The organism is Plantibacter sp. VKM Ac-2876 (assembly GCF_015350715.1).
Taxonomy (GTDB): Bacteria; Actinomycetota; Actinomycetes; order Actinomycetales; family Microbacteriaceae; genus Plantibacter; species Plantibacter auratus.
The window spans coordinates 610925-623031 of record NZ_JADKSI010000001.1; the positions used below are offsets into that span (position 1 = coordinate 610925).

Sequence of the window (12107 nt, forward strand, 5' to 3'; positions counted from 1 at the left end):
CGCGGCTGCTGCGACGCGTCCGACCCAGCCGAGCATCGCAGGGTCTCCCCCGCCGGCGACGTACGAGTCGCCGATGAAGCAGACTCGCTAGCCGACCGAGATGCTCCGCTCAGCCACGAGCTGCCCCCACGTCGATCGTGTGTCCCGCGTCCAGAAGCGCTGCCACTGCCGCTCCATGCCGGTCGCTCGGGGTCATCAGAACATCCCCATCGAAGGTGGAGACGACGAAGACCGGGCAGCCAATCGCTGCGAGCGGGTCGACTAGCGACGCAACGACTCCGGTCAGCCCGAACGGGATCGGTCCTCCCGCGTAGAGCGCCCGCCACGGGCCGTCGAGTTCCGCTCCTCCCGGGGTGAAATTGGTGTCGCAGACGATTGAGATCTCTTGGTCGGTTCGTGTGACGGACATCAACGACGCCGACCCGAGGAGACCGGCCAGCGCCGGACCGAGGTCAGTCTCGACGGGGAACCGGGCAATCACGTACTCACCGGCGAGGGAACGAAGGGGAACAGCAGGAGCAGGCATGGAAGCACCCGTTCAGGACTCGCGGAAGGTAGCCGAACGGCACCACGTCGATCGCGTCATAAGAACAGTAGCGAACCGGTCGCTCTAGGCACCAGTCGGACTGTGTTGCTGCATTGTTTTCCTTCGACCAGGTAACGCCTGACGGCTCTTTTGGTGTTGTCTCGTGAGGCGTCACCGATGGTCAGCCCGAGATGCGGTCGACGAGATCCGATTTGGAGGCGAGCCCGGTGCCGAAACTACCACCAGAGAACTCGCTTCACGTCCGCTCCATGCCAGCTCAGCGTGGCCGTCGCTCGGCAGCGCTGTCGAGCGATCGCGCGGGCGTCAGGCCGGTCTGGTACCAGTACGCGACGGACGAGATGTCGTCACTCCGCTCGAAGTGACCGTGGTCCCATGCGCCGATCTGTTGCAGCGTGACACGCAACTGCGCCGAGAAGATGACCGGATCCGGCAGATGCCATCGATACATCCCGTGCGACTGCGGCGTCGCACGGAGGAATGGAGAATGGCCGCTCGTGTCCTCGGCAGAGTAGTAGGGATAGCCCGAGTAGGGCGCAGAGAAAAGGACGGGGGAGATCGGCCCATCGTTGGCGAGACGGTCCTGGAAGGCCCAGGCGCCGCCGGCGTAGTCTTCGAGCCCCGTGCTGGTCTGGCTGGGGAAGGTCGTGTCGTCGTCGATGAAGAATTTCGTCTCGCCCTCGCCCCACCAGTACCGCTCCAGGGCGGTGAGTCCGATGTAGGTGCCAACGTACTGGCCGGAGCCCTCCACACCGTCGAGGATCACATGATCCTCGCCAGGCCGGGTGGTGCCGTTCGATCGTCGCCATTGGGCGTGGAACCGTGCCAGCTCAGCGGGGAGTTCGTCGCCAACCGTGTAGTCAATCTGGTAGTAGATCCCGGACACGTCACCTGGGTGCTGGTTGACGATCTCGACCTTCGCGTGCTCGGCGAATGGCATCGCGAAGTAGCAATTCATACCGCCCGTTGACGCGACGACGATCGCGGCCGAGTTCACCGGTGTCCGCGCTCCAAAGCCGTTGCAGAAGAAGTCCCCGAGCGGCACTTCTACGGCCGGACTTCCGGCCCGCTCCCACGTGATGCGGAGCACAAGATCCCGCAGCACCCATGGTCCAGCGCTGGTCGCGTCCGGCACGGTCATCCAGATGTGCCGGATCACTCCGGGGCCATCAATCTCGGCGAGGGTCGCTGTGGCTCCCGCCACAAGCGAGATCGCCGGCCGCCCTTTCCGCCCAACACCCAGAGCGGATGCCGCTTGTGCGGCTTGGCCGGGCTCTCCGGTCGGGTTCTCGGCATTGATGGATCGACTCCGGACGCCCGTTGGAGCGCTGAAATACTGTTCCCAGACCACGTTCTTCTCCTCTGTCATGGGAAACCTAACACGTGCTAGGTCGCTCGGGAAGTCGCGACTATGCTTGTTTTCACCGGCCGAACGAAAGCGTGCAGTGTGAACCGTCGTGTGACCTCGAAGGACGTGGCGCTGGCTGTCGGTGTCTCGCGGACAGCCGTCTCGCTGGTGCTCAACAATCGGGCGGACGGCGAAATCGACCCGGTCAAGCAGGAACTCATCCGCCAGACCGCGGCTGAGCTGGGTTACGTCCCGAATGCCGCGGCAGTCAATCTCCAGCGTCAGAGCACCGCGACCATCGGGCTGATCACCGATGAGATCGCCAGTGCTCCGTTCGCCGGCCAGCTCATCGACGGGGCGACGACAGCGGCCATGCAGGCGGGATTCATGATCCTGACCATCGACACCGCATTCCATGATGACTACATCGCCGGCGCAGTCGAGACGCTCCGTGCGCGAGATGTCGACGGGATCATCTTCGCCGCCGCGAGTGTCCGCGAGCTCGAACTCCCGCCGAGCGCATATGCGTTGCCGCTGGTCCTTGCCAACGCGATCGACTCCGGCGGGCGTGCGCAGTGCTTCGTGCCCGATGATCGCGGTGGCGAGCGAGCCGCCGCGCGCCTCGCCCTTGAGGCGGGACACACACGGATCTGCTTCATCACGGGGGACGACGACGCTCGAGCCACGACCGAGCGTCGTCTCGGGTTCAAAGCAGAACTCGCGGCTGCGGGATTGCCCGAGGCGGCGATGTCCATCCGCGCCGGCGCCTACTCCATGCGGAGTCATCATGAGGTGGCGCTCGATCTGCTCGCTGGACCCGACCGACCGACCGCGATCTTGTGCGCGAACGATCGAGGTGCCTCGGGCGTGGTGCTCGCCGCTGCGCAGCTCGGATTGTCGGTGCCGGAAGACCTCTCCGTCATCGGGTTCGACGATGAGCAGTTCTTCGCCTCGGACTTCACTCCCGGGCTGACCACCATCGGCCTGCCGCACCGCGAAATGGGCGATGCAGCGGCGCGAAGTCTGCTGGAAACCATTGGCGCGAGCGCCAATCAGCAGTCCCCCGCTGTCATCACCATTCCGTGCAACGTCGTTGAGCGCCGCTCCTTGGCTGGCCCCCCGGCCCATCTGCGTCTCGCGCGAAAGTAGTACTTGACACCTGACACGCGTCAGGCGCACTATTGTCCCTGCCTGACACGAGTTAGGTTCTCATTCGCCGCGGGCACCCTTGCCCGGCGGCTCCACAGCCAAGGAATTCACCAATGAAGTTGAAGAGGTTAGGAATCATCGCGTTCGCGGCCAGCGCTCTGCTGGCCGCCCTGTCCGGTTGCGCCTCCGGGCCCACGGCGGAGGACGGCAAGTCGCTCGTCATCTGGAACTATGAGGACGAGAGTTCAGCGATGGGTCAAGCGTGGAAGCGCGCTGTCGAGGTCTTCAAGGAAGAGCACCCCGATGTGAAGGTGAAGTTCGCCCAGCAGGCGTTCACCTCCACGAAGACGAACGCGCAGGTGCTGCTGTCCGGCAACGACGTCCCCGACGTCATGGAGTTCAATAAGGGAGCTGCGGGCGCCGGCCAGCTCGCCTCGCAGGGGCTCATCTCACCACTGACCGACGCGGTGGAGAAGTACGGCTGGGACAAGACCCTCGCGAGCCCGAGCCTCCAGCAGCTCTCCCGCTACACGACCGATGGTGTTCCAGGAGACGGCGACTGGTACGGGATCCCCAACTACGGCGAGTACATCCTGTGGTACTACAACAAGGACTTCTTCGCCGAGCACGGACTGCAGGTGCCGACCACCCGCGCAGAACTCGACCAGCTGCTCGCCGACATCAAGGGCCTTGGCGTGACTCCCGTCGCGGCCTCCGCGAAGGAGTTCCCTTACATCCACACCTGGTTCCAGTACGTCCTCCAGGATGCTCCGGCCGACTGGGTGAACTGCTACCAGCTGTTGGAGTGCAAGGTGGACTTCGATGCACCGTACTGGAGCGAGGGCACGGCCGCAGCCGAGAACCTGGTGAAGGACGGCTATACGTCGCCGAACATCACGGGCATCACCCACGAACAGATGGGCGTCAACTTCCTCAGCGGCAAGAGCCCGTTGATGACCTCCGGGTCGTGGTGGTTCGGTCGGCTGAAGAGCGAGGCGAAGTTCGACTGGGATGCGTTCGCCTGGCCCGAGCAGAACCTCAATCAGGGGTCGGTCGGGAACCTCTGGGTGGTCCCGACGAAGGCGAAGAACAAGGACCTCGCATACGAGTTCATCGACATCACCCTGCGCCCCGAGATCCAAAACATCTTGGGTGAGAACGGCGGCCTCCCGATCGCGGGAGACCCGTCAGCAATCACCGACGAGCGCACCGCGAAATTCACGACCACCTTCCAGGAGCTCGCCAACAGCAACCGACTCGCGCTCTACCCCGACTTCCCGTTCCCAGGCTACTTCGAGGAGTTGCTGAAGGACTCCCAGTCGGTCGCCAACGGCTCGAAGACGCCGGAGGAGATCGTCGACATCGTCCAGAAGTTCTACGAGGACGGCTTGAAGAACTCCACGGCCGGTAAGTAGTCCCACTCCCTTGATCCGGTGGGGCGACCGCTGGTCGCCCCACCACTGGAGAATCGTGCTCCCATCAACCATCCCCGCCCAAGCCGAGCCGGCGCGCGTTGTCAAGCGCCGGTCCAGCCAACGTCGTGCCGGCCGAACCTTCTACCTCTACTTGATCCCGGCGCTCATTGCGTTCACCGTGATCGTGTTCATCCCGTTCGGCATGAACATCTACTACAGCCTCCTCAACTGGAAGGGCGGCCTGTCGATCCCGACGTTCGTCGGCCTCGACAATTACGTCGCGCTCCTCTCTGACGAGGTCTTCTGGCTGTCCTTCCGCAACGTCGGCGCGATGATCCTGGCGCTCGTCATCGTGCCCACGGTCATCGGCGTCCTCATTGCCGCCGTCCTGTTCGACTACGTCGGCCGTGAGTTCGGTTCACGCGCAGCAAGTTTCTTCCGAGCGACCTACTATCTGCCGCAGATCCTGCCCATCGCGGTCGCGGGAATCGTGTGGAACTGGATCCTCCAGGCGGATGATGGCGCAGTCAACGTCGTACTCCGCGGACTCGGGATGACCGACCCGCCCAACTGGCTCGGCACGCCGGAGTGGGCTCTGCCCTCCATCATGCTCGTGCTCATCTGGGGCCAGATCGGTTTCCCCGTCGTCGTGTTCATGGGTGCCTTGCAACGGGTGGATCCCGAGTTGTACGAGGCCGCAGAACTGGACGGAGCGAACTGGATTGCGCGGTTCAAAGCCATCACCATTCCGCAGATCCGGCCCGAGATCTTCGTGGTCAGCCTCACTGCCACGATCGGCGCCCTCAAGGTGTTCGGTCCGATCTTCGTCCTCACCAGTGGCGGTCCCGAAGGCTCCACCTACGTCCCGTCGTACTACTCCTACGTCGCGTTCTTCACCCTCTCCCGTGTCGGCTACGGAGCGGCAATCGCCAACGTCCTGACGCTCCTGACCGTCGTGCTCGCGATCTTCATGATCGTCTGGCAGACCCGCACCGCCCGAAAGGACGACGAATGAGCACGCCGCTCTCCAACCGCATCCGCACCCGCATGGACCGCATCGAGGCGCCGAAGCCGAAGCGGAAGCGACCTTCGACCACCGCGTGGATCATCCTGGCGGGGCTGGCACTCCTCGCGATCCTGATCCTGGGCCCGTTCTTCCTGACGCTGCTGAACGCCTTCAAGTCCCAGAGCGACTACTCGTCCAACGGTCCGCTCTCGTGGCCCTCGTCGTTCGAGATCGACGGACTCATCCGCTATGTCACGACCGTTAACTTCGGGCAGAAGCTGGTGAACTCCCTCATCATCTCGAGCTGCGTCGCCCTCGGAACGGTTGCGCTCTCCTTGATCAGCGCCTACGCGATCGGTGTCGGCCGCGTCCGCGGTCGCGTCGCCATCCTCGCCATCCTCCTCATCGCCAACATCCTCCCGCAGGAGGCGCTGATCTATCCGCTGTTCGCCGGCGTCCAGGCCGTGAACGGATCCAACAGTCTCCTCCCGATCATTGTCATCTTGACGGTGCTGCACTCCTCGTTCGGGATCTACCTCCTCGCCTCGGTGCTCGGCACCTTCCCGCGCGCGCTGATCGAAGCGGCAGAGGTCGACGGGGCCAGCCGGTGGCGCGTGCTCTGGCAGGTGGTCGTGCCAGTGATCCGCCCGACCCTCGGGGTGCTGTTCATCTTCGTGTTCATCTGGTCCTGGAACGAGTTCTTCATTCCGATCCTGTTCCTCACCTCTGCAGACACGCAGACCATCCCCATCGCGCTCGCTTCACTCCAAGGAGAGCGCTTCCTGAATCCGACAATGACTGCGGCTGGATCACTGCTCTCGCTCATCCCCACCCTGATCCTCTTCCTCGTGTTCCAGCGGTCCCTCGTCAGAGGCGTCACGGTCGGATCAATCAAATGAGCGACAGAGTTCTGGACCGCGAACAGCACCGACCGGCGCTCCACTTCTCCCCTCGCCGGGGGTGGATGAACGACCCGAACGGGCTGATCCTGGTCGACGGCACGTACCATCTCTTCTTCCAGCACAACCCGGACGGACTCGAATGGGGCAACATCGGCTGGGGTCACGCGACGTCGACCGATCTCCTGCACTGGACTGAGCTCCCGATCGCCATCCCCGCGGAACCACACGAGATGATCTTCTCCGGTTCGGTCGTCCACGATGTCCACAACACCTCCGGGTTCGGCACCGATGCGGCACCGCTGGTCGCGATCTACACCAGCCACTACGTCGACCACCCCGTCCACGGCACCAAACAGGCTCAATCGGTCGCGTTCAGCACGGACGGTGGGGTCACCTGGTCGCCGTTCGATGACAACCCCGTGGACGACCGCGATCGTCCCGACTACCGCGACCCGAAGGTGTTCTGGCATGGTGACCGGGAAACCGGCGCGTGGGTCATGGTCGCCGTCGAGGCAGATCGGTCGAGACTCGTCATCAACACCTCACCCGACCTCAAACACTGGACCGAGAGCTCGACGTTCGAATCGGCGTCCGTGCCGAGCTTCTGGGAATGCCCCGACCTCTTCCCGCTCCTGCTCGACGGCACAGACGAGCGCTGGGTGCTCTCCCTCAGCACGAGTGGACCGAACCAGGTCTACCTCGTCGGCGACTTCGACGGGCGTCGCTTCGCCGAGGACGCGGGTGTCCCACAGGACCTTCGGTATCACCTCACCGACTTCGGTCGTGACAACTACGCCGCGGTCACATTCAACGACACCGGCGACCGTCGGATCATGATCGGCTGGATGGGCCACCGCTTCCCAGCTCCCACCAAACCCTGGCGCGGCATCATGACCATTCCCCGTGAACTCACACTCCGCACGGTCCAGGGCGTGCCGCGTCTGGTCAGCCGCATCGTGCGCGAGGCCGATGCAGTCGTCGACGAGCGTGTCGTCGACACCTCGAACGGCAACGGAGTGATCGATCTCCGGACGCCGTCCGGCGGCCCGTTGCGCATTCGCGCGGTCCTGCATGCCGGGGAGGCGCAGGCGGCCGTCCGAGTCGTCTCGACCGCGCTCGAGTCTGTCGTAATCGGTTACGACAATTCGCAGCGCTGCGTGTTCTTGGATCGAGCGAATTCGGGGTGGAACGACTCTTCTGGGTTCGATTCCCCGACGCGTGCTCCGATCGAACTGACCGGTGGCGCCCTCGACGTGGACATCTTCATCGATGCCATGAGCATCGAGGTCTTCGCAGGTTCCGGCGAAGCCGTGATCAGCGAATTGGTCTTCCCCAGTGCGCCTTGGTCCCATCTCGAGGTACTCCCATCGTCGACGCTGTCGGAGCACCTGCACATCGAACAGCCCACGGATACGGAGAAGGCCCTGTGACCGTCACAGCCACCCAGCGACAGATCAACGCCAGCGAACAAGACGGCACCTATCCTCGGCCACAGCTTCTGCGTTCGAACTGGGCCAGCCTCGAAGGCACGTGGGAGTTCAGTCACGACGACGCCAACATCGGTCTCGATGCCGGATGGAGGAACGGGTTCGAGTCCCTTTGTCCGATCGAGGTTCCCTACCCCCCGGAATCGGCTGCCTCGGGTATCGGTGACACGCGTTTCCATCCCGTTGTCTGGTACCAGCGCCACATCACCACGGAGCAGTTCCAAGACGCAGGATTCGGCACGCACAACTCCCGACTGCTGCTTCATTTCGGCGCCGTCGATTACCGCGCGAGCATCTGGGTGAACGGCAACCTCGTCGGCCAGCATGAAGGCGGGCACACCCCCTTCGCATTTGACATCACCAGTGCACTCTCTGGTGACAGCCCGCACCTGCTCATCGTTCGCGCGGAGGACGATCCTCACGACGTGACACAGCCCCGTGGGAAACAGGATTGGCACGAAGACTCGCACGTGATCTGGTACCGACGCACGACGGGCATCTGGCAACCGGTCTGGCTCGAGGCGGTACCGTCCACCCGCATCGCCAACCTCCATTGGGCACCCGGGACGCACGGGATGCAGCTGACGGTCCGTCTCGCCGGAACACCCGCCGACACCGCCACCGTTCGCGTCACGTCACGCTACTCACCGCGAGACGAGGTCCTGGGCACGGTCAAGTGCTCAGTGCCGCGCAATCAGACCGCGGTGGAGGTGTCCGTACCCATCGCCCGGCAACGAAACGGACAAGCCGCCGACGAGCTCACGTGGACCCCAGATCACCCCCGACTCATCGATGCACGGATCGAACTGCTCGATGAACACGGCGCGGTCCTCGACACAGTCGAGAGCTACTACGGACTACGCACCGTCGGCGTGAGACACGGACGGTTCACGTTGAACGGCCGGCCCTACGACGTGCGAAGCGTCCTGAGCCAAGGGTTCTGGCCCGAGTCACACCTGGCCGCGCCCAACGCTCTCGCTCTCCGACGAGAAGCGGAACTCATCAAGGAACTCGGCTTCAACGCATGCCGGGTTCATCAGAAGATCGAGGATCCGCGCTTCCTATTCTGGGCAGACAAACTCGGACTACTCGTCTGGGGCGAGATGCCCGGGGCATATGAGTTCTCAGCGAAGGCGGTCCAACGCCTCACCGCCGAATGGATGGCCGCAGTCGATCGCGACCTGTCGCATCCATCGATCGTGACCTGGGTACCGTTCAACGAATCCTGGGGGGTCCAGAACGTCGCAGATGACCCCAGCGAGCAGGCATTCGTCCGGGCACTCACCGACCTCACTCGGGCGCTCGACCCCTCACGGCCAGTGGTGGCGAACGACGGCTGGGAGCAACAGAACACGGACATTCTCACCGTCCACGACTACGAGGGCGACGGAAGAGTATTGCAGCAGACCTACGCCGATGAATCCGCACGGCGACGCCTCGTCGAAGGGTTCGCACCCAGCGGGCGCGCGCAGCTCGTCGGTGGAGCGAGCGACTCGGGTCAGCCGGTCATGCTGACCGAGTTCGGCGGGATCGACTACCAGCCTGACACCCGTCGATCCGATGGCTGGGGATACACGAGCGCTTCGGACGCCGACGACTTCCTGGAGCGTCTCGGCGCTCTCTACGACGGGGTCCGATCCAGCTCGTTCCTGGCCGGCTCCTGCTATACGCAGCTCACCGACACAGACCAGGAGACGAACGGGCTCCTTCGCGCCGACCGTACTCCTAAAGTGCCGGTCGACCGAATCCGGTCGATGATCTGCGGTGGCCAATCGTCTCCGCTGTCGACTCCAAGCCAATCGAGCGCACCTTCAACTGAGGATGAGGCCGACCACTAGCGGCTTGCGACGTGCTGTCGTCGTGGGGGTCGTCACCTGGTTCGCGCTCGAGCACACCCGCTTCGGTGTCAACATACGTGCGCTTGGAGGCAACCGTGCGGCGGCTGTCGCCAACGGCCTCCACGTCAAGAAACTCGACCTTGCGCTCTACGCCATTGCGGCGGTCACCGGAGGGATCGCCGGCCTGCTGTACTCAGCGCGCGTGGGTGCCGGGCAGGTTGAGGCTGGAGGCTCAGCGACGACGCTCGTCGTCGTCACCGCCGTACTCATCGGAGGAGTGAGCCTGCTCGGCGGACTTGGGAACATCACCGGCGTCGCCATCGGCGCCGTGCTGCTCTCACTCATCGACAACGCCCTCATCGTCTCCCGCATCCCACCCCAGTTCAACAACATCGTCGTCGGCGCCATCCTCGTCTGCGCCGTAGCCGTCGATCACCTCCGCCGACAGCAACTCTACGAGCGGCGCTGATTCACCAACCAACGCCAGAGGTGCCTGCGCATCAGATGTCTCGATGGTCATCAAGCGCAGGCACCTGGAGAGCGCCGCCTCATGCGTGGCGGTCTGACGCGCACCTGGTGCGATGGATCACCACTACCGAAGGGACGTCCAGTGTCGGCTGAGATCGATATCCACCACACCGACTCGAACGGACGTCACACCGACAGGGCGCGTCGAGTGCTGGTTGTCGGTGAAGCGCTGATCGACATCATCGAGCGTGACGATGTACGCACCGAGCATGTGGGCGGATCACCTGCCAATGTGGCGCTGGCCCTCGGCCGACTCGGCCACGACTCCACACTCATGACCGACATCGCCGACGATGCCCGCGGCCTGCGCATCACGGAGCACTTGCGAGCCTCCGGTGTGGAGGTACTGCACGGCGACTCAGAGCGCACCTCGACCGCGCGCGCGACGCTGCACGAAGACGGCTCCGCCGCTTACGCCTTCGACCTCACCTGGAACCCTCCGACCGCGCGCCCGGTGACAGCCGATCACCTGCACACCGGTTCCATCGCCACCTACGTGGAGCCGGGCAGCTCCACCGTGATCGAGCTCCTCGAGGCACTCCCGGCAAACGTCACCAGGAGCGTCGACGCCAACATCCGACCCGCGCTCGCGGGCGATCATCGCGACGTCCTCGCGCGCTTCGAGCGCGTCGCGGCTGCCTGCGACATCGTGAAGCTCAGTGACGAGGATGCCGACTGGCTGTACCCCACGATGCAGCTCGATGATGTCCTCACCCGCCTCCTCGCTCTCCGATCACAACTGGCCGTCGTGACCCGCGGGAGCGACGGACTCCTGCTCGCCTCCGCCGTCGCCCGAGTGGCCGTGCCCGCCGCACGAGTCGACGTGGTGGACACGATTGGCGCAGGCGACTCCGCGATGGGAGCAATCCTCGACGGAGCATTCCGTCAGGGACTGGGCGCGCCGAAGGGCATGCTGCTCGATGAGCCTTCGCTCCGGGTGATCGGGCACTGGGCGGCTCGCGTCGCAGGCATCACGGCGTCGAGGGCGGGCGCAGATCCGCCGACTCGAGCGGAAATCTAACGACGCTGCCTTCCTGCGGGATCAATGGCGCACGCCATACACACGGCGCTCTGTCCGCCAACGCGCTACTCACACTTTTCTCACCCTAAATTCGAGCTCACCAGATCCAACCACGTCTCATATTTCCCCGGGATCGCGCAAAACTTCGCTCCAGGGAGCCCCAGTTAGCCGACAATTGGTAACTTCAGCTTCCCAAGCTGATAGCGCGGGTTCGATTCCCGTCATCCGCTCCAAATCCCCGGTCAGAGTTAAAGTTCGATGCACTAGCCGACATCGGACTGCTTGCCCACCTCACTGTTTACTCACCAGTTTGATTGCGTTGCGAGTGCGAGCGATCTTCACCGATAGCCCAGGCAGCCAGCTTCCACATGCGTTCAGGCTCGTCTGCCTCACGATGCGTTGGCGTTTGCCGCTGGTCATCGAGCTGGCTGGCCAGGACTCATCGTGCATCGCACGAACAACGTCTGGCGCGTCGAGATGTAAGCGATCGACTAGGCGGGCAGTTTCCAGTTCATTGACGATTTCTGGATGCCACAAACTCCGGAAAATCGACCGGCCCTATCCCGCCTGGGGCAGAGAAGTGGTGGACAAAAGCTGTGACTCTCGCCTCCAGCTCTTCCGTCGAGAACTCACTGGATGAAGACGTCGACCCGATAGAGAAACCGTAAGGAGGCTCACCAGGTCCGTTGATCCATGAGAAGTCATAGACTCGACGCCCGTCTGGGCCTAGGCGCACCTCTACAGAGAAGCGGTCGCCCTCAACGTCAATCAACATCGATCACCACGGTACGCCCTCACTGCGAGCGAACAACTCCGGCACGACGAAGTTCGCGTTCGAGTGGACAGCACGTTCGGCGTTACCGAAGTAG

The 12107-nt window shown here is 63.7% G+C and carries 10 protein-coding genes; 8 read left to right on the top strand and 2 right to left on the bottom strand.

The window, feature by feature from the left end; genetic code table 11:
- Nucleotides 1-109: 109 nt before the first annotated feature.
- Together ITJ62_RS02870 and ITJ62_RS02875 are read right to left on the bottom strand one after the other, a co-directional pair.
- Nucleotides 110-526 (bottom strand): ACT domain-containing protein, encoded by a 417-nt coding sequence (locus ITJ62_RS02870; protein ID WP_194599609.1) that lies wholly within the window; start codon nt 524-526, stop codon nt 110-112.
- A 277-nt stretch (nt 527-803) separates the two neighbouring features.
- Nucleotides 804-1913 (bottom strand): glycoside hydrolase family 172 protein, encoded by a 1110-nt coding sequence (locus ITJ62_RS02875; RefSeq protein WP_194599610.1) that lies wholly within the window; start codon nt 1911-1913, stop codon nt 804-806.
- 90 nt (nt 1914-2003) lie between these two features.
- Here ITJ62_RS02875 and ITJ62_RS02880 point away from each other — a divergent pair, with 90 nt between their 5' ends.
- The 8 genes from ITJ62_RS02880 to ITJ62_RS02915 all read left to right on the top strand — a co-directional run bounded on the left by ITJ62_RS02880 (nt 2004) and on the right by ITJ62_RS02915 (nt 11238).
- Nucleotides 2004-3041 (top strand): LacI family DNA-binding transcriptional regulator, encoded by a 1038-nt coding sequence (locus ITJ62_RS02880; protein WP_194599611.1) that lies wholly within the window; start codon nt 2004-2006, stop codon nt 3039-3041.
- 113 nt (nt 3042-3154) lie between these two features.
- A complete protein-coding gene (locus tag ITJ62_RS02885; RefSeq protein WP_194599612.1) occupies nt 3155-4456 on the top strand; it encodes an ABC transporter substrate-binding protein in 1302 nt (433 codons plus the stop codon).
- Nucleotides 4457-4511: 55 nt separating this feature from the next.
- Complete coding sequence (locus ITJ62_RS02890; RefSeq protein WP_254773623.1) at nt 4512-5471, top strand: carbohydrate ABC transporter permease; 960 nt, start codon at nt 4512-4514, stop codon at nt 5469-5471.
- A complete protein-coding gene (locus ITJ62_RS02895) occupies nt 5468-6361 on the top strand; it encodes a carbohydrate ABC transporter permease (protein WP_071261626.1) in 894 nt (297 codons plus the stop codon). Before ITJ62_RS02890 ends, ITJ62_RS02895 begins: the two co-directional genes overlap by 4 nt.
- A complete protein-coding gene (locus ITJ62_RS02900) occupies nt 6358-7794 on the top strand; it encodes a glycoside hydrolase family 32 protein (protein WP_194599613.1) in 1437 nt (478 codons plus the stop codon). Before ITJ62_RS02895 ends, ITJ62_RS02900 begins: the two co-directional genes overlap by 4 nt.
- On the top strand, nt 7791-9689 hold the full coding sequence (locus tag ITJ62_RS02905; RefSeq protein WP_194599614.1) for a sugar-binding domain-containing protein: 1899 nt from the start codon (nt 7791-7793) through the stop codon (nt 9687-9689). The genes ITJ62_RS02900 and ITJ62_RS02905 overlap by 4 nt, the downstream gene beginning before the upstream one ends.
- Nucleotides 9690-9693: 4 nt before the next feature.
- Nucleotides 9694-10158, top strand: a complete 465-nt coding sequence (locus tag ITJ62_RS02910; protein ID WP_194599615.1) for an ABC transporter permease — start codon at nt 9694-9696, stop codon at nt 10156-10158.
- Nucleotides 10159-10239: 81 nt separating this feature from the next.
- Complete coding sequence (locus ITJ62_RS02915; RefSeq protein ID WP_194599616.1) at nt 10240-11238, top strand: carbohydrate kinase; 999 nt, start codon at nt 10240-10242, stop codon at nt 11236-11238.
- The last annotated feature ends 869 nt before the right edge of the window (nt 11239-12107 follow it).

What these genes read in the sequence shown, in the direction of transcription:
- ITJ62_RS02870 (WP_194599609.1), bottom strand. Translation starts at nt 526, where the DNA reads ATGCCTGCTCCTGCTGTTCCCCTTCGTTCCCTCGCCGGTGAGTACGTG.
- ITJ62_RS02885 (WP_194599612.1), top strand. Translation starts at nt 3,155, where the DNA reads ATGAAGTTGAAGAGGTTAGGAATCATCGCGTTCGCGGCCAGCGCTCTG.
- ITJ62_RS02900 (WP_194599613.1), top strand. Translation starts at nt 6,358, where the DNA reads ATGAGCGACAGAGTTCTGGACCGCGAACAGCACCGACCGGCGCTCCAC.
- ITJ62_RS02915 (WP_194599616.1), top strand. Translation starts at nt 10,240, where the DNA reads ATGCGTGGCGGTCTGACGCGCACCTGGTGCGATGGATCACCACTACCG.
- ITJ62_RS02875 (WP_194599610.1), bottom strand. Translation starts at nt 1,913, where the DNA reads ATGACAGAGGAGAAGAACGTGGTCTGGGAACAGTATTTCAGCGCTCCA.
- ITJ62_RS02895 (WP_071261626.1), top strand. Translation starts at nt 5,468, where the DNA reads ATGAGCACGCCGCTCTCCAACCGCATCCGCACCCGCATGGACCGCATC.